Origin of the sequence: Phragmitibacter flavus (assembly GCF_005780165.1) — a bacterium.
Classification (GTDB): Bacteria; Verrucomicrobiota; Verrucomicrobiia; order Verrucomicrobiales; family Verrucomicrobiaceae; genus Phragmitibacter; species Phragmitibacter flavus.
In genome coordinates this window covers 145,495-163,739 of record NZ_VAUV01000012.1, presented here as the reverse complement: position 1 = coordinate 163,739, position 18,245 = coordinate 145,495, and the positions used below count along the sequence as shown (strand labels likewise).

Genomic DNA, 18,245 nt, shown 5'->3' with positions numbered 1-18,245 from the left:
ACCCGCTCAAACCGACCCGCGACATCCGTAACCTCAAACCCACACCTGATCGCGCCGAAATTCTTCTGGATTTCCCCGCGTAACTTGCCAGAATCAACATCCCGACTTCTTCACAAAAATCATCAAAATTAAGAACATGTCCGAAGCCACTCCAGCAAAACCGCGTTTTGATTTATCCCTCGCCTCCGCCCATCTCATCCTCCGCCTCTGGGTTGCCATGCGTCTCATCATGGCTGGCGTCGACAAATTCCGCGCCGGCAACGGACCTGACACCACCTTCAGCTTCGAAAACTACGACAAAAAAAGCACCGCCATCGCCAACCTGATGGCCACCAACAGCCTCCTTCCGGCCGCCCTCTGCGGACCCTACGCCCACAGCATCGGTTACGTCCTTCTTCTCGTCGGCCTCTGGACCCTGATCGGACTCTTCACCGAACTCTCCCTGCTAGCCGCTGGCCTCGTCTTCCTCTCCCTCGGGTTCGGCCTCGCCGCCCTTCCTGATGATCTTGAACTCTCCGCCAACATCGGCGTCGCCATCATCATCACCGCGCTGGCCCTCTACACCGCCAGAGGCAACAAGTTCTCGCTCGACGGCGTGCTGTTCCGCAAAAAATAAACCAACCTCCGAACTCCTCGGACCCAGGTTTGTCAAATCCAAGTCAAGCGAATGAACATTCCCTCCCTTTCCTCCAACACCGAACCCTCCGGTTCCGGCTCCAGTCTCAGCCGCTACATGGACCGGCGCAATTTCCTGCGCACCGGAGCCTACTTCGCCGGTGGCAGTCTCCTGCTCAACACCAGCAAAAGCGCGATCGCCCAGGCCTCTGAGTCAGGTCGCACCATCAAGTGCGCCCTCGTCGGCTGCGGTGCCCAGGGCAACGCCATCCGCATCGCCTCAAAGGACGTTCCCGGCATCCAATGGGTCGCCATCTGCGACATCTGGAAATTCTCCATCGCCAAAACCCGCGGTGGCATGCTCGGTGAAAACAAAGCCCAGGTCGACGGCGAAATCAAAATCTACGAAGACCTTGAGGAGATGCTCGACAAAGAGCCTTCCATTGAGGCCGTCTTCATCGCCACCCCTGACTTCCTTCACGCCCCGCACTCCCGCATCGCCCTTTCCCGTGGCAAAAGCGTCTACTGCGAAAAAATGATGTCCAACACCATCGAAGGTGCCTACGACATGGTCAAAGCAGGCAAAGAATTCAGCGGCATATTCCAAATCGGCCACCAACGCCACAGCAACCCGCGCTACATCAACCTGCGCGAGAACGTCATCAAGAAACACAACCTTCTCGGTCGCGTGACCCACCTCTACGGCCAGTGGAACCGCGGCGTCTCCGCCAGCCAGCCCCAGGGCGTCGTCAAAGGCTACGAAATTCCGCAGGAGGTCCTCACCAAATACGGCTACAGCAACATCGACGAATTCCGCAACTGGCGCTCGTTCGCCAAATACGGCGGCGGCCCTCTCTCCGACCTCGGTGCCCACCAGATTGACATGTTCAACTGGATGTATGAGACCACCCCCACCTCCCTTGTCGCCGTTGGCGGAGTCGACTACTACGATGGCAGCGAAGGCCGCCTCAAATTCGAACTGCCTGACAACGTCATGTGCATGTATGAATACAAGCTTCCCACCGGAACCATGCGCGCCTACTACCAGGTGCTCACCACCACCGGTTCCCAGGGCTTCTACGAAAAACACATGGGCGTCCAGGGCAGCGCCATCATTTCTGAAACCCCCAACTACAACCAGCTCTACGCCGAACCCGGCAACGACTGGGAAGCCTTCGGCGAAGGCGAAAACCCGATCATCACCAAACCTGCCGAAGCCGTCAAAAACAAGTTCTGGGAACACCCCCGCACTTGGGACAAACCCAAACCACCATCCTACGGCGAAGTCAGCTTTGCCGACGTGCGCGAAAGCGCCGCCCCCACCCAGTGGAATCTCGGCGTCACCCTCAAACGCTACGCCCACTCCCCTCACGTGCAGAATTTCATTGAAGCGGTCCAGACCAAAAATCCGGCCCACCTCACCTGCAACGTCAACGACGCCTACAAGGCTTGTGTCACCGTTCTGCGTGCTTATGACTCCATCCGCACCGGCAGCAAATACGTCTTCACTCCCGAAGATTTCGCGGTCTAACTCCCTCAAAGCACTCCACCACACCACTGAACTTAAACCCTCTATTCTTCCATCATGAAACTGAAATCCAGCATCGTCCTTACCAGCAGCCTCGTCGCCGCTGCCATCACCCTCACCTCCTGCGGCAAAAAACCTGAAGAAGGCGGCACCACCACGGCCCCGGCTGCGGAAACCAGCGCTGCTCCCGAGCTTCCCGCCGGCGACCTCGTCGACATCACCCCTGCCTATCCAAAACCGATGTTTATTGGCACCCCGGTGCCTCCAGGCGACATTGCCAACCTCGAAAAACCCGATCCTGAAGCCGTCAAGGCCCGCTTGACCTTCAAAGTGCCCAAAGGTGCCGAGAACGTGGCCAAAGGCAAGACCGTCACCAGTTCTGACGACTTCCCAATCATCGGCACCCTTGACCTCGTCACCGATGGCGACGCCGATGGCGCAGACGGTTGCTATGTCGAACTCAAGCCTGGTCATCAGTGGGTTCAAATCGACCTCGGTGCTGAATATCAAGCATGGCAAATCCTTCTCTGGCACTTCCACAAACAAGAAGCCGTTTACTTCGACGTCAACGTCCAGATTAGCAACGACCCTGAGTTCAAGAACGAAGTCACCACCGTTTACAACAACGACCACGACGACACCGCCGGACTCGGCAAAGGCAGCGATCCAGCCTACGTTGAAACCAACCACGGCCGTCTCATTAACGGCAAAGGTGCCAAAGGCCGTTACGTTCGTTTCTACAGCAATGGCAACACCGCCAACGAAATGAACCACTACATCGAAGCCCACGTTTACGCGACTCCGGTCAAGTAACGCCACTTCCATCTCTTCCCCAAAGCCGCTGCCTAACCCGCAGCGGCTTTTTGTTTTTGGAGTGCGGCGCTCCGCGCCGCTTTCGCCAACGCCCACCTACTACCTACGTCTCCCCGTCTCCCAACCTTCCGCAGCCCCCACCTCTCATCCCTCATCCCTCAATCGCCTTCTCCAAAATCAACGCCATCTCCCGTTTCCACCCCTCCACCCCCGTGTTCGCCTCCAGCCACTTCCTCCCCTCCCTCCCCATCGTCGACCGCCCCTCTTCCCCTATCTGCTCCATTGCCCTCACAGAGTCCACCAAAGCCCCCACGTCTCCCGCCGGATGCAACCAGCCAGTCACCCCATCCTTCACCGTTTCCGTCAATCCCCCCGAAGCCGCCGCCAATACAGGCCTTCCCGCTTCATACGCCTCATAAACCACCAGCCCCAGAGGCTCCCACCATACCGAAGGAGCCAGCAATGCCCTGCACTCGCGCAGCCTTCGGCTCTTCTCATCCCCTGCCAACATGCCCAAATATCTCACCCGCGGATTCCCTGCCGCCGCTGCCCTCACCTCATCCTCCAGCGGTCCCTCCCCTCCAATCCATAACTCCGGCGTCGCCTCCCCCATTTCCTTCCAAAGCCGCTCCCAAGCCTCCAAAAGCACCCTCACCCCCTTCTCCTCCACCAATCTTCCCAAAAACAAATACCCATCTCCTTCTTCAGCCATCCCCGTCTCCACCACCTTCGGCTCCCAGGCGTGTTTCAGCACCACCAATCGCCTCTCGTCGATCCCAGCTTCCGCAAACCGGTCACGCATGAACTCCGAAATGCACACCCACACCTTCACTTGATCCAACCACCCCGATGTCCTCAGCCGCTTCAACGCAAGCGCCATCAGCGCCGACTTCAACACCGATCCCTGCCACGCTCCATTCAACACTTCTGGCCAAAACGATCCCTTCAACGCTCCCGGCATCAACTTCCCCTTCAAATACAGCGATCCCCCCACCGAGAACGGTCGAAAATTGTGCACATACTGCACCACCGGCAATCCCTTCAACTGCGCCGCATGATACAACGACGGCGACCCCACCGGATAAACGTTGTGAAACATCGCCACCTCCGGCTTGAATTCCCTCACCGCCGCCTCAAACCTCTCCCGGCTTTCACCATTATAAAATAGCCGCCTCACTTGCGACAACTTTCCCGGTGCCCCCTCTCCCATCCATTCGCGACTGTCAAAACCACAACGCAGCAGTTCGTGATCCTGCGTCAGATGACCCGCAATCTGATCCGCCACTTTCTCTTCGCCGCCATAAAATGCGTAGCGGTTAAAGACCTCAACAATGCGTCGCGACATGACCTCACCCCCAACCACAAACGCAAAGAGACGGCAACCACTTTCGCAGTTGCCGTCACTCAATATTTGGTTCCCCTCAAGTCCTAGGCCGCACCGCTCACCCGGTTTTTGCGTAAAAACCCGACAAACCCAATCACCAGCAACGTGACCAACACCACCAAACCAATCCGACCCATCGTGCCCTTGCCCAACAACACCCACACGGTCCCGACCGTGGCCACCGTCGTCGCCAGCAACATCAAGCAGTTCCAAATCACTCTCGACCGGCCCTTCGGCATCGCATCCCCCAGCAACGAGCGTGAGTTCATCAGCAGGAAAAACGTGAAATACGCAATCGGAATCATCGAACCCGCGATCACCGAGGTCGGCACCGCCAGAGCGATCTCCGCCGCCCCCTTGCCCCAAATGAACGGCCCGAAAAAGCCGCCCACCCCGGACACCGCACAGCCAAGCAGGTGGATTCCCCGATGTCCTGGCTTGTTGAACATCTCACAGAACACAAATCCATTGATCAACATCAGCATGATGATCGTCGACAATCCCATCCCCAACACTCCGAGACCAAACACCTTCTGCGCCACAAACTGATTTGTAAGCGGCTCCAATGCCTGCGCCAGATTGAAGTTGTTACGTCCCACCAGCATCGCCGAAAGCTGACGATCCGCCGCCGGAAGCGCCTCACGTCGCTGCACGAGCGCCGCTTCATCGAGTCCCGCAAAGGTCTCCGCGCCGACCTCCGCCTTCACCCGACCATCCGCCAGTCCATTGAATGACCTCACCATCGCCGGACGCACCGTGCGACCGTCCGCCTCAAAGATGTCCCCTGTTGTCGCATGAAACTGCGAAGCAGCCGCGATCACCACACAAGTCGTTGCCAGCACGAAAGGAATCACCAAACCCAGCGACAAATCAAAAATCGCCAGCCCGCGATGCTCCTGCCCCCAGCGCTTGCGTAACATCGAATACGGCAGCAAAAACGTCATGTTGATCCCCACCGCTGTGCCGAACGCCGTCATCATCCGGTCGCGTTGCTCTCCTGAAATTTTTTCAGTCCAATAACCCGCAAACTCACCCGTCGCCGCGATCGTTTCACGGAACGCCATCGCCGGCTGGGTCGCAAGACTGAAGTCCGGCAAAAACATCCCCTTGAACATCCCGCCCCAGTCAAGCCGTCCCCCAAACGCCAAAGCCATCACCACACCAAAGAAAGAAATCACCACCACGCCCACCATCAACTTCAGGATGTTCTCAAACATCTTCACCCCCTTGCTTCCCTTCTCGTAGGAGATGTTGATCAAAAACGACACCACCAGCAACACCAACAAAATGATCACGCTCTTCACGCCGACCCCGCCATCCGCATCGGCCATCGCCGGAAACAGATTCTGCTGAATCGCCGCACGCGAAAGATTGAACTGCGGCATGCACCAGACAATGTTCGCCATCATTGCCGCCAGCAACCACGCCCAGCCCAACACCGGGCTCACATGACTGTTGATCGCCTCAAAAGGCCGCCTCTGCGTCGACAAAGTTACATACGCAATTGCGCTCAGCATGATCACTCCCAAGATCATCGCCAATGGCTGCAACCACAGCATGCCATTCCCTGCAATGATCCCCAAATACATCGCACCCGCCAGCGATCCGCCCCCCAAAGTAATTGCCCCTTGCAACCAACCCGGGCCTGATTTGGAAATGTAATAGGCAAACTTCTTGCCAACCGGGCCAGCTTGAATGGAACGAAGCTCTTCGCGTTCGGCGGCAAGGGTGTCTTGGGAGGAATCGGGTGTCATGATAAAAACAAAAACAAGCTGACAAAGGAAAACCGTCCTCCGAAGACCATCTTCAGAAGGCAGCCACCTATCGTTTACGCCATCAGGCGGTAAATCCTTGCCCGGAACCTGCGCAAAACGCAACCCTAAAACGCCTAAAGCGGAAGCGGATCATCCTCACCAATGATTTGCACCTCGTTCTCCAAAAGAATCCCCCGCTGCTCCAATGCCGACTGCTTGATGTCCCCCATCAAATCCAGCACATCACGCGCCTTCGCCCCCCCAACATTCAAAATGAAATTGCCATGCTCCTTCGACACCGCCGCCCCACCATGACCCTTCAACTTCAAACCCAGCTCATCCACGAGCTTGCCCGCCGGAATCTCATTCGGATTTTTGAAGATGCACCCCGCGCTCGCCCCAATCGGCTGCGTTGAACGACGCTTGCGCTGCGACGCCTGCAACAATTCGTCAATCGCCTCCACCGGTCCCGGTTTGCCCTGCAACACGGCTCCCACCGCAAAGTGCTGCTCCAACTCTGGCACATTCCGATAGTGATGCTCCATCTCCCTCACCGACTTCTCGCGCAGCTCCCCGATCGAATCCAAAAACGTCACACTCACCACCTGATCAAACGTCTGCACGCCCATCGCGCCCGCATTCATCCGCAATGCCCCACCGAGATTTCCTGGAATGCCCTCCATCCACTCAAACCCCGCCAATCCCGCATTGCGCGCCGCACTCGCGATCTTCTTCAGCCTCACGCCCGCCGCCGCATGGATCTTGTCACCACGCACTTCCACCACATCAAACTCCCCCTTGTTCGGATGAATCACCGCCCCACGAATCCCGCCATCCTTCACCAGCAAATTCGATCCGCGTCCGATCACGCGAATCGGGATAAACGCGCCCCGCAAAAACTTCACCACTTCCACAAAACCCTTAACCGTTCTAGGCTCCAGCCAAAACTGCGCCGGACCCCCAATGCGGATCGTCGTGTGATTGCTCATTGGTTCATGCAACTTCACCACCCCGCCACCTTCCGCATTGAGAATGTCCAGCAACTGCTCCGCCACCTTCAAATCTCGCGCCAGACACGTTCCCACCTCATGCACGTTGCCCGCGCCCAAGGTAATCAACAGATCCCCAGGCTGCAGCTTGTTCCCGATCAAATCCCGCGCCTGCATCATCTTCGGCGTGCTGTGACAAACCATCGTTGATCTCGCCTTCACCTCCTCAATGATCGTTTCCCCGCTCACCCCCGGCAAAGGCTTCTCACTCGCCGCATACACATCCGTGACACACAACATGTCCGCATCATCAAACGCCTCGCCAAACTCCTTCTTCAGCAACTGCGTCCGCGAATACCGATGCGGCTGAAACAAACACACAATCCGCTTCGGATTCAGCGCCTTCGCCGTCGCCAGCGTCGCCTTGATCTCCGTCGGATGATGCCCGTAGTCATCCACAATCTGGAAATGCGACCCCGCATACTTCGACTCAAACCGCCTCTTCGCCCCTCGGAACGACTCCAGTGCCGTCTTAATTTTCTCAAACGGAACCCCCACCGTATACGCCAGCCCCGTCGCCGCCAGCGCGTTCAACACGTTGTGCCGACCCGGTATCCCCAGCATCAAACGCCCCAGCAACTCGCCCTTGTGAAACACATCAAACACCGTCTGCGCCGGCCTCAGCTCAAGCACCTCCGCCGAAAAATCATGCTCCTTCTTCCAGCCGTAACTGATCCCATTCCTCCGCCCCTTGCAAAGCTCCGTCGCCACCTCATCCTCGCCACAATACACACTCAAGCCGCTCGTTTTCTCCAACAACTGACGAAACACCAATTTGATTTCATCCAGGTTCTCATAAAAATCCAGATGCTCCGCTTCGATGTTCAAAATGATCGCATGCCGCGGCTCAAACTTCACCAGCGTCCCATCGCTTTCATCTCCTTCCGCAACAAACAAATCCCCTTCATCATCCCAATGCGCATTGCTGCCTAAAATCGGAATCTCTGCCCCCACATAATGCGAGGGACGCATTCCCCCGACCCGTAAAACGTGCGCCGTCATCGATGACGTCGTGGTCTTTCCATGTGTCCCAGCCACCACCACCCCGTGCTTGCGTGCCATCACCGCCGCCAGCGCCTCCGCCCTTCTCACCAGCGGAATCCCCTGATGATATGCCGCCTCATACGCCAGGTTCCCCGGCTTCACCGCACTCGAATAAATCACCATGTCCGCCCCCTCCACCTCGCGATCACTCTGCGGACAATGAAACACCATCCCATTCTTCTCCAACCGCTGCGTTTCCTTCGTGTTCACCCGATCCGACCCACTCACCGCATGCCCCAGTTCCATCAACAGCTGCGCAAGCCCGCTCATCCCCGAACCTGCCACCCCAATCAAATGCACCCGCATCTTGTGGCGGCCTTCCTTGAGCAAACTAACAACAGCGTGATTCATGTGTGCGATGGTTTGCCATCGTTTCCGTCGATTTGCAATGGTTTGCAATACACCGCCATGGTTTCTTCCAGATCAAATGACCTTCCCGCCATCAGACGAGCGTTCATCATCAAGCCCCCGTTCATCCATCCTCCCCGCAGCATAAGCCCCAAACACCGCGCGAATCTCATCACGCACCCGACGAAACATCACCATCTGTTCCTCCTCATCCCCCGTTGCATGCGCCGGATCATCAAAAGGAAAATGATGCCTCTGCACCTTCCCGGGAAACATCGGACAAGCCTGATCCGCATGCCCACATACCGTGATCACCGTCGTCACCCCCGCGTCACGAAATTCGTCCACATGCTTCGACTCAAAACCCCCAAGATCAATCCCCAACTCACCCATCGCCCGCACTGCCAGCGGATGCACATACCCCGCCGGTTTCGACCCCGCACTTGCCACCCGAAATCCTTCTCCCAACATTTCCCGCAAAAAGCCCTCCGCCATCTGCGAGCGACAACTATTCCCTGTGCATAAAATCAATATCATCGGAATGCTCACAACGTCTCTCGTCGATTGAATCTTCACCGCACCACAAAAAATCGACCCTTCAACCACAACGAAACATGCACCAGCCCGATCAAAGCCGGCACCTCAATCAACGGCCCCACCACCACCGCAAACGCCACGCCTGAATCAATCCCAAACACCGCAATCGCTACCGCAATCGCCAGCTCAAAATTGTTCCCCGCCGACGTAAACGCCACACTCGCCGACCTCGGATAATCCGTCCCCAACTTCGCCGCCATCACAAAACTCACCAAAAACATCACGCCAAAATAAATCACCAGCGGCACCGCAATCCTCAACACATCGAGCGGCAACCTCAACATCGCGTCCCCCTTGTAAGTGAACATCACCACAATCGTGAACAGCAACGCAGCCAGCGTCATCGGTGAAATCCTCGGCAAAAACACCTCCTCATACCACACCTCCCCCTTCCACTTCACCAGAAACACCCGGCTCAACACCCCCGCCGCAAACGGTATCCCCAGATAAATCATCACACTCCAGAAAATCTCCCTCATCTCCACCTGCACCACCACCCCCTCAAGCCCCACCAACGGCGGCAGCACCGTGATAAACAACCACGCATACGCACTGTAAAACAACACCTGCGCCACACTGTTCAGCGCCACCAACCCCGCCGCATACTCACGACTCCCTTTCGCCAGCTCGTTCCAGACCAACACCATCGCAATACACCGCGCAATCCCCACCAGGATCAACCCCACCATATACTCCGGCATATCCCGCAAAAACACCACTGCCAGCACCCACATCAACACCGGCCCGATCAACCAGTTCTGCACCAGCGACAACGTCAACACCCGCCCATCCGAAAACACCTTGGGCAACTCCCGATACCGCACCTTCGCCAGCGGCGGATACATCATCAAAATCAACCCAATCGCAATCGGCACATTCGTCGTCCCCACCGACAACGGCTCGAAAAACGCCTTTGGATCATCGATCACCAACGACCCAAGCGCCACCCCCAACCCCATCGCCACAAAAATCCAGACCGTCAAATAACGGTCCATGAACGACATCTTCCCACCCACACTCTCACTCATAAAAACACCGGTTAATTCTCAGCAACCCCCAGGTCCACAACACGCCACCTTGCGCGGATCCTTCAGCGACAACGACGGCCCCGGCACCCCACAAAGCTCCTTCGCCAGGCAATCCGTATGTTTGTGCGCCAGCTTCAACACCACCGCCGCCTCATTCGCCTCATGCCCTTCGATCGTGTATTGCGAAATCACCCTGTCCTCATACTCCACCTCCACCGGCATCGACTCGTCCTTCAAAAATGAAGCCGCCTTGTCCAGAATCGCCGCCGCCTTTCCCGCCTCGATTCGATGATCCACATCCTCCCCCACCCACACCTGCAACTGACACGTTACCAGGTCCCGCAAGGTCCCCCCGCAATCAATGAACGTCTTCTGCACCCTGCCCACTTCCGTCACATGGAACGACACCGGCACCGGTGCCCCATCCGGAAGCTGCAATTGAAAATTCTTCCCCACATGCTGCCTCAGCAACGCTTTAAATTCAATCAGTTTCATCAGTCGATCTCCTTGTTTGGTTAATATAAAATTCCTATTTCGACGCCAGCATCTTCGGCAACGGACAACACGCCGACTCCCGCTCCGCCAGCCTTTTCACCGCTCGCTTCGCATCTCCCCGCAACACCGCATCCGTCTCCACCGACACCCCAAAAAACTTGCCCATCGCCAGCACCATCTTGCGCTGCCCCGGCTGCACCCGATAATAAATCCACTTACCACGCCGCTCACTCTCCAGCACCCCCGCCTTGCGGATCACCTGCAAATGACTCGAAGCCGACGACTGCGGCATCTTCAAAATATCCGCCACCTCACAAACACACAGCGCCTCATCCAGCAACAACTGCACCATCCTCCAGCGCGTCTCATCCGCGAAAGCATGACAACAGTTGACCAGATTCTTCATAACGACATTATTCGTTACGTTAATCTTCGTTATGAAAGATGCACCTCTTTCATCCTTTTTCTTTCAACCCCCGGCAACCCCAGCGCCAACCCCCCCGCCGCCAGCACCAGCCCCGTCGAAACCGCCAGGCACCACACCAGCCCCATCGACTCCCCGCGCACCACTCCCATCTGATACACCCAGCCCGACAACACCGTCCCCGCCAGCCTCCCACAGGCATTCGCCATGTAATAAAACCCCACATTCATCGCCACCTTGTCCCCATCCGCATACGCCAGGATCAAATAGGAATGCACCGCCGAATTCAGCGCAAACACCACCCCAAATAAAATCAATCCCGACACCACCGCCACCCCTGGCACCACCCCACCCCACAACGCCAGCGCAATCCCCGCCGGAAACACCGCCAGCAAAAACGCCAGCCCCACCGCCGTCCCCCCATGCGGCTGCACCCGACCCCGACCCACCAACATCGGCGCCGCCGCCTGCACCATCCCATAACCAATCACCCACGCCGCCATGAACCCGCCCGACTTCCAAAATGGCCAGCCCAACACCGACGACAAAAACACCGGCACCGCCACCACAAACCACACATCCCGCGCCCCAAACAAAAACAACCGCGCCGCCGCCAAAACATTCACCTCACGCCGCGACGAAAACAACTGCCGAAACCTCGCCTTCTTGTCCGCCACCCCCAACCCGCCCTTCACCAACACCCCCGCCGCCACCATCGCCACCGACACCACCCCCACCAAGGTCCATACTGCCGTCTGAACCCCAAAAAACGACAGCATCCACGCCCCCAAAAAGAACCCCACTCCCTTCAACGCATTCTTGCTCCCCGTCAGCACCGCCACCCATTTGTATAACCGCCCCTCACTCGACCCCGCCACCAGCTTCACCGCACTCTTGCTGCTCATCTTCGTCAGATCCTTCGCGATCCCCGACAACGCCTGCGACGCCATCACATACACCACCGTCAACCCCGCCGCCGGCATGAACCCCAGCATCCCCAACGCCACCAACTGCGTCCCCAACCCCAAAAACAACGTGCTCTTCAAACCAAATCGCGCCCCCAAATACCCGCCGCACAAATTCGTGATCACCCCAAAAATCTCATAGAACAAAAACAACGACGCCACCTGCAACGCCGAATACCCCAACTGATAAAAATAAAACAACACCAGCATCCTGATCGCCCCGTCCGCCAGCGTGTCCGCCCAATACGCCAGCGTCACCACCGCATAATTGCGCTGACCATTCTTCAAATCTCCCGCCTTCATCACAGCGATATCGCCACCTTCCTGGCCAGCTCCGCATACCGGTTCGCATATCCCCACTCATTGTCATACCACGCCAAAATCTTCACCTGCGTCCCGTTCGTCACCATCGTCGATGGCGCATCCACAATCGACGACCTCGGATCATCCTTGTAATCCACCGACACCAACGGCCGCGTCTCATACCCCAAGATCCCCTTCAACGTCCCCTCCTCCGACGCCGCCTTCAACAACCCGTTCACCTCCTCCACCGACGTCTCCCGTTCCATCTCAAACACACAATCAGTCAGCGAAGCATTCAACAACGGAATCCGCACCGCCACCCCATCCAGTCTCCCCAACAACTCTGGAAAAATCATCCCAATTGCCGTCGCCGAACCCGTCGTGGTCGGAATCAACGACAAACTCGACGCCCGCGCCCTCCTCAAATCCTTGTGTGGCGTGTCCAAAATCGACTGCGTGTTCGTCATGTCGTGCAGCGTCGTGATCATCCCATGCCGGATCCCAATGCCCTCATGCACCACCTTCACCACTGGTGCCAGACAGTTCGTCGTGCAGGACGCCGCCGTCAGCACCTCATGCTTCGTCGCCTCATACAAATGATCATTCACCCCCATCACCACATTCAGCGCCTCCCCCTTCACCGGTGCCGCCACAATCACCTTCCTCACCCCGTCATCCAGATACCCCTGCAACTCCTCCATCTTGCGAAATTTCCCACTCGCCTCCAACACAACATCCACCCCCAACTCCTTCCACGGCACCTTTCGAAAATCCTTCTCACTCGAATGCGTCACCACCCTCCCATCCACCACCATCCGATCTCCCTCACCCGCAATCTCCTTCGCCCAACGACCATGGACCGAATCAAACTCCAACAAATGCACCGAAGTCCCCGCATCCCCGCCAATTTCATTCACATGCACAAACTCAATCTCCGGCCATTCCCACCCCGCCCGAAATGCCAGCCTTCCCATCCGCCCAAAACCATTGATGCCAATTCGTATCGCCATAATTTTATCAAGTTAGTCTGTTGAAAAATCAGCAACCCACACACGCCCGCTTCGCCACTTTGTGAACCGGCGGAATACTCTTCCTCGGCCCCTTGCATTCGCTCTGTCCGCGCAACGCCAGCCTCGCCACCGCCCGCTTCGCATCCCGTTCCAGCACCCGGTCCACCTTCTCGTCATCCAGCCCCCGCATCGCCTTCCAAACCGGCAACACCTCCCGCGACAGCTGATAATAAACCCACTTGTCCGCCTTCTCCATCGTTACCATCTCCGCTTTGCGCATCACCTGCAAATGACTCGACACCGTCGACTGCGCCAGATCCAAAATATCCACCAGCTCACAAACGCACAGCGCTTCCTGCGCCATCAAAGCCGCAATTCTCCAGCGGGTTTCATCCCCCAACGCATGAGCCACCGCCACCTGTCTTTTCATGCCAAAATTCATATCGGGATTTACCGATTCGTCAAAATCCGAATCGTTTCCGTCCGTTACTAAATCGTCACCAATCCCTCCACCTCCCTATCTGTAATTATCTTCGTTAATCTGTGTTCATCTGTGGTTGAAAAATCCCCCCTCAACCTCCGTCACTCCCCCGCGAACTTCACCTCCAAAGCCACCGCCTGGGTCAGCAACCGCAGATACTCCTCCCTGGCAATCTCCACGCCACCGAACATCGCCAGGTGATCCGTGGTCCACTGCGTGTCATGCAACAAGAAGCCCTTTTTCTGCAAATGCTGCATCAGCCAAACCAATGCCGCCTTCGAGCCCCCTTCCACCCGACTGAACATCGACTCCCCAAAAAAAGCCCCGCCCACACACACGCCATAAAGTCCGCCCACCAAAAATCCGTCATCCCACGTCTCCACCGAATGCGCCAGCCCCAACTGATGCAGCAGTTCATAACTCTGAATGATCTCCGGTGTAATCCACGTCTCCTTCCTCTTCCCACAGGCCCGCAACACCTCGCCAAACGACGTGTTTACCCGCACTTCAAAGTTCTTCTTCCGCAATTCCGACCGCACACTCCTCGGCACATGGAACGCTTCCACCGGAATGATTCCCCGTGGATCGGGCGAAAACCACGTCAGCCGACCGTTCTCCATCCCCATGGGAAAGATGCCGTTGCAATAAGCATTGATGAGGAGTCGCGGTTCCAGCGCTTGCATGTTCTTCAAGTTGCACAAACTGATTCCACTTTCCAGCAAAGACACACCACATTACACTCCCCGCCATGCGCACAGGCATCTACCCCGGCAGCTTCGATCCCATCACCAACGGTCACCTCGACGTGCTGCAGCGCGCCGCCAACCTTTTCGACGAACTCATCATCGCCATTGCCCGTGACAACGCCAAATCCAGCCTCTTCACTATGGATGAACGCGTTCAAATGATCGAACAAACCGTCCGCGACAACCAACTCACCAATGTCCGCGTCCTCCCTTTTGAAGGTCTCCTGGTCAAATTTGCCCGCGAACACAACGCCCAGGCCGTCGTTCGGGGGCTCCGCGCCATCTCCGACTTCGAATTCGAATTCCAAATGGCCCTCATGAACCGCAAACTCGACGCCCGCGTCGAAACCATCTTCCTCACCCCCCGCGAAGAACTCACCTACATCAGCTCCCGCATCGTCAAAGAAATCGCCCGCCTCGGCGGCGACGTCACCACCTTCGTTCCCCCGAATGTCGTATCCTCACTAAAAGCCAAACTCATAATCTAGCCCCCTACCTCGCCGAAAAGCAGCGCCGTCCCCTCCTCCCATCTCCTCATTTCACTCCCCCCTTTTGCCTTTATCCTTTATCCTTTATCCTTTCAAAATGTCCCCTCTCCTCATCGAACCCAAACGCATGCCCTCCGACGGCCTGCAACTCGAAGGTCAACTCTCCATCGACCTCATCCAGATTGAAAACGACCAAAGCGTCAGCCCGCAAACGCCTCTCACCTACGAGCTCGACGTCCAGCGCGATGACGAAGGCCTCATCGTCACCGGCGAAATCGCCGCCACCTTTCAACTCCAATGTGGTCGCTGCGCCGAGAACTTCCTTACCGAAATCCGCCTCTCCCCCTACTTCCACGATGTCGTTCTCAAAAATGATCTTCCATTCGACTTGACGAACACCCTAAGAGAAGACATCTTGTTAGCCCTTCCGAACTACCCACGTTGTGAGACCAGCACCGTTTCACCCCGTGAGTGCCCTGCAGAGGGACGGTTTGAGCCAAATCAGGAACCCCTTTCTGACGACCTTGATCCCGACCAACGCGGCAATGCCTGGGAGGCCCTAGACCAATTCAAACAACCGAAACAATCCTGACCCATGGCCGTCCCGAAACGTCGTCAATCCAAAAGCCGCCAAAAACTTCGCCGTGGCGCCACCCAGTGGAAAGCTCCCAAGCTTAAAACCTGCTCCTCATGCGGCGCAGCCGTCCCCTCCCACATCGCCTGCCCTTCCTGTGGCTATTATGGCGATCGTCAGGTGCTCGACGTCGACGCAGCGGGTTAATTCCCCCCTCGTCCTCCCAATCTTTCTGAATCCCTGTGGTGCCCTGTCACCCAGGGATTTTTGTTCTGCACTCAGGCCGTGACACAGGCTTGCAGCCTGTGGGTGTGACAGGCATTCTGCCTGTCTCCGGACGTCTCCCCGCTCACCTCACCCTAGACGCCCCCATTCTGTCACTCGACTCGTCCAGCTAGCTTTCAACCTTTCCCCCATTCTACCACCTCCCCTCCGCCCCCTACACAAAAACCATCGTCTACCGAGACAAAAAACTTGAACACGCAACCCAGCAGCCGTTCAATGCCCCTCCCTTCCCATCGTCGTAAATAACCGCCAAACTCTCCCTGTTCCCGCGACGCCCATGTTCTTAGCCCTCCGCTTCAACGCCACCCGTTCTCAATGAAAATCGTCCTCGACGCGATGGGCGGTGACATCGCCCCACAAAATCCTATCGGCGGCCTTAAGCTCGCCCTCGATGCTCTCCCGCAGATCGAAAAATTTTACCTCACCGGTCCCACCGACCTCCTCAAGCGCGAACTTGACCACCAGAAAGTCGGTCAGCGGCACCGCATCGAGATCGTCGAAGCCACCCAAGTGGTTGAAATGGCCGACTCCGGACTCGACGCCGTCCGTAAGAAGAAAAACTCCTCCATCACCGTCGCCGTCAACTTGGTCAAATCCGGCGAATGCCAGGCTGTCGTCAGCGCCGGCCACACCGGAGCCGCCGTCACCGCCGCCACCCTCATGCTCGGTCGACTCGAAGGCGTCGACTTCCCCGGCATCGCCAGCCCCATGCCCAATGAAAACGGCGTTTGCTACCTGCTCGATGCGGGAGCCAATCCCGACGCCAAAGCCAACCATCTCGTCCAATACGCCTTGATGGGCTCCGTCTACACCAGGCACGTCCATGGTCGAGAAAACCCCATCATCGGCCTGATGTCCGTCGGCGAAGAAGACTACAAGGGCAACGACCTCACCAAGGCCGCCTTCACCCTTCTCCGCAAGGCACCCATCAATTTCAAAGGCAATGTCGAAGGCCACGACATCTTTGAAACCCCGCTCGACGTCATCGTCTGCGACGGCTTCACCGGCAATGTCGTCCTCAAAAGCTGCGAAGCCACGGCCAAAATCATGTTCAAATGGCTCAAAAAGGAGATTGAAGCCAAACCCATTCGAAAAATGGGTGCCCTCCTCGCCAAGGAAGCCTTCCGCACCGTGAAAAAACGCGGCAGCTACGAAACCTACGGCGGCAGCCCCCTCCTCGGCCTGCGCGGCACCGTCATCATCGGTCACGGCAGCAGCTCTCCCATCGCCATCATGAACGCCCTTCGCGTCGCCAGCGAAGCCGTCGAACATCAAGTCAACCCTCACATTGAGGCCGCCATTGCCTCCTACGCCCTCTCTCATGTCTAATCCCTGCGCCTGCAGCATCCTCGGCACCGGCAGTTACATGCCCGAACACATCATGACCAATGCCGACCTTGAAAAATTGGTCGAAACTTCTGATGAATGGATCACCTCCCGCACCGGCATCCGCGAACGACGCATCGCTGCCGAAAGCGAAATGACCAGCGACATGTCCGCCACCGCCTCACTGCGCGCCATGGAGATGGCCGGAGTCACTGCGGAAGAGATCGATCTCATCATTGTCGCCACCGTCACTCCCGACATGGTCTTCCCCGCCACCGCCTGCCTCGTGCAAAGAAAAATTGGAGCCATCAATGCCGTCGGATTCGACATCAGCGCCGCCTGCTCCGGTTTCCTGTTCGCCCTTCAAACCGCCCGCCACTATCTCAACGACGGCACCCGCAAAACGGCCCTCATCATTGGTGCAGAAAAGCTCTCCCCCCTCATCAACTGGAAAGACCGCAACACCTGCGTCCTCTTCGGCGACGGCGCCGGAGCCGCCATCATCCGTTCCGAGGACAATGCCGACGCACCCGGGCGCGTGCTCTCCAGCATCATGGCCTCCGATGGCAACCATTCAAACCTCCTCAAAGTCATCACGCCCGCAGATCCTGCCCAGCCGAACATCATTCACATGGAAGGCCGCGAAACCTTCAAGCACGCCGTCACCTGCATGCTCGACGCCGCAAACAAAGCCCTCGCTGAGGCAGGTCTGACCACCGCCGACATCGATCTCGTCGTCCCCCACCAGGCCAACCTTCGCATCATCAACGCCGTCGCTGAACGCCTCGGGCTCCCCCCCGAAAAAGCCTTCGTCAATGTCGACAAATACGGCAATACCAGCGCCGCCACCATTCCCGTGGCCCTTGATGAAGCCAACCGTCAGGGCCGCATGAAAAAAGGCGACATCATCCTGCTGGTCGCCTTTGGAGGCGGATTCACCTGGGCCAGCACCGTCATCCGCTGGTAATCAATCAAGTCGATGGGAGCG

The 18,245-nt window shown here is 57.3% G+C and carries 19 protein-coding genes; 8 read left to right on the top strand and 11 right to left on the bottom strand.

The genetic code is table 11. The annotated features are described in order from the left end of the window. Positions 1 to 136 precede the first annotated feature (136 nt). From FEM03_RS17020 to FEM03_RS17010, 3 genes are read left to right on the top strand one after another with little or no spacing between them, the layout of a single operon-like run. Complete coding sequence (locus FEM03_RS17020; RefSeq protein ID WP_138087490.1) at positions 137 to 616, top strand: DoxX family protein; 480 nt, start codon at positions 137 to 139, stop codon at positions 614 to 616. A 51-nt stretch (positions 617 to 667) separates the two neighbouring features. Then, entirely contained in the window at positions 668 to 2,146 is a 1,479-nt protein-coding gene (locus FEM03_RS17015) for a Gfo/Idh/MocA family protein (protein ID WP_138087489.1), read from the top strand. A gap of 54 nt (positions 2,147 to 2,200) precedes the next feature. Further along, positions 2,201 to 2,956, top strand: a complete 756-nt coding sequence (locus tag FEM03_RS17010; RefSeq protein WP_138087488.1) for a galactose-binding domain-containing protein — start codon at positions 2,201 to 2,203, stop codon at positions 2,954 to 2,956. A 151-nt stretch (positions 2,957 to 3,107) separates the two neighbouring features. On the opposite strand, the gene FEM03_RS17005 is transcribed toward FEM03_RS17010, so the two are convergent. From FEM03_RS17005 to aat, 11 genes are all read right to left on the bottom strand, one after another. Continuing rightward, on the bottom strand, positions 3,108 to 4,301 hold the full coding sequence (locus tag FEM03_RS17005) for a glycosyltransferase (RefSeq protein ID WP_138087487.1): 1,194 nt from the start codon (positions 4,299 to 4,301) through the stop codon (positions 3,108 to 3,110). 83 nt (positions 4,302 to 4,384) lie between these two features. Next, positions 4,385 to 6,094, bottom strand: coding sequence for a divalent metal cation transporter (locus FEM03_RS17000; RefSeq protein WP_138087486.1), 1,710 nt, complete (start codon positions 6,092 to 6,094; stop codon positions 4,385 to 4,387). A 134-nt stretch (positions 6,095 to 6,228) separates the two neighbouring features. Beyond that, positions 6,229 to 8,538, bottom strand: a complete 2,310-nt coding sequence (gene murC / locus FEM03_RS16995; protein ID WP_138087485.1) for a UDP-N-acetylmuramate--L-alanine ligase — start codon at positions 8,536 to 8,538, stop codon at positions 6,229 to 6,231. Positions 8,539 to 8,610: 72 nt separating this feature from the next. Beyond that, on the bottom strand, positions 8,611 to 9,072 hold the full coding sequence (locus FEM03_RS16990; protein ID WP_138087484.1) for an arsenate reductase ArsC: 462 nt from the start codon (positions 9,070 to 9,072) through the stop codon (positions 8,611 to 8,613). Positions 9,073 to 9,107: 35 nt separating this feature from the next. Continuing rightward, positions 9,108 to 10,160, bottom strand: a complete 1,053-nt coding sequence (arsB, locus tag FEM03_RS16985; RefSeq protein ID WP_138087483.1) for an ACR3 family arsenite efflux transporter — start codon at positions 10,158 to 10,160, stop codon at positions 9,108 to 9,110. A gap of 18 nt (positions 10,161 to 10,178) precedes the next feature. Further along, a complete protein-coding gene (locus tag FEM03_RS16980; RefSeq protein ID WP_138087482.1) occupies positions 10,179 to 10,655 on the bottom strand; it encodes a DUF6428 family protein in 477 nt (158 codons plus the stop codon). A gap of 34 nt (positions 10,656 to 10,689) precedes the next feature. Then, complete coding sequence (locus FEM03_RS16975; protein WP_138087481.1) at positions 10,690 to 11,061, bottom strand: ArsR/SmtB family transcription factor; 372 nt, start codon at positions 11,059 to 11,061, stop codon at positions 10,690 to 10,692. A 29-nt stretch (positions 11,062 to 11,090) separates the two neighbouring features. Continuing rightward, entirely contained in the window at positions 11,091 to 12,347 is a 1,257-nt protein-coding gene (gene arsJ, locus FEM03_RS16970) for an organoarsenical effux MFS transporter ArsJ (RefSeq protein ID WP_138087480.1), read from the bottom strand. Continuing rightward, a complete protein-coding gene (locus FEM03_RS16965; protein ID WP_138087479.1) occupies positions 12,347 to 13,357 on the bottom strand; it encodes an ArsJ-associated glyceraldehyde-3-phosphate dehydrogenase in 1,011 nt (336 codons plus the stop codon). The genes arsJ and FEM03_RS16965 overlap by 1 nt, the downstream gene beginning before the upstream one ends. Positions 13,358 to 13,385: 28 nt before the next feature. Further along, positions 13,386 to 13,787: an ArsR/SmtB family transcription factor gene (locus FEM03_RS16960; RefSeq protein WP_166442933.1), complete on the bottom strand. Its 402-nt coding sequence runs from the start codon at positions 13,785 to 13,787 to the stop codon at positions 13,386 to 13,388. A 152-nt stretch (positions 13,788 to 13,939) separates the two neighbouring features. Further along, positions 13,940 to 14,521, bottom strand: coding sequence for a leucyl/phenylalanyl-tRNA--protein transferase (gene aat, locus FEM03_RS16955; protein WP_138087477.1), 582 nt, complete (start codon positions 14,519 to 14,521; stop codon positions 13,940 to 13,942). A 65-nt stretch (positions 14,522 to 14,586) separates the two neighbouring features. Here aat and coaD point away from each other — a divergent pair, with 65 nt between their 5' ends. The 5 genes from coaD (at position 14,587) to FEM03_RS16930 (ending at position 18,224) form a co-directional block, all read left to right on the top strand. Beyond that, complete coding sequence (gene coaD / locus FEM03_RS16950) at positions 14,587 to 15,072, top strand: pantetheine-phosphate adenylyltransferase (protein WP_138087476.1); 486 nt, start codon at positions 14,587 to 14,589, stop codon at positions 15,070 to 15,072. A 97-nt stretch (positions 15,073 to 15,169) separates the two neighbouring features. Then, the gene (locus FEM03_RS16945) at positions 15,170 to 15,664 is read left to right on the top strand and encodes a YceD family protein (protein ID WP_138087475.1); all 495 of its coding nucleotides are present in this window, start codon (positions 15,170 to 15,172) and stop codon (positions 15,662 to 15,664) included. Between the two features lie 3 nt (positions 15,665 to 15,667). After that, complete coding sequence (gene rpmF, locus FEM03_RS16940) at positions 15,668 to 15,853, top strand: 50S ribosomal protein L32 (RefSeq protein ID WP_138087474.1); 186 nt, start codon at positions 15,668 to 15,670, stop codon at positions 15,851 to 15,853. Positions 15,854 to 16,246: 393 nt separating this feature from the next. Continuing rightward, positions 16,247 to 17,260, top strand: a complete 1,014-nt coding sequence (plsX, locus tag FEM03_RS16935; protein WP_138087473.1) for a phosphate acyltransferase PlsX — start codon at positions 16,247 to 16,249, stop codon at positions 17,258 to 17,260. Further along, on the top strand, positions 17,253 to 18,224 hold the full coding sequence (locus tag FEM03_RS16930; RefSeq protein ID WP_138087472.1) for a beta-ketoacyl-ACP synthase III: 972 nt from the start codon (positions 17,253 to 17,255) through the stop codon (positions 18,222 to 18,224). The genes plsX and FEM03_RS16930 overlap by 8 nt, the downstream gene beginning before the upstream one ends. Positions 18,225 to 18,245 lie beyond the last annotated feature (21 nt).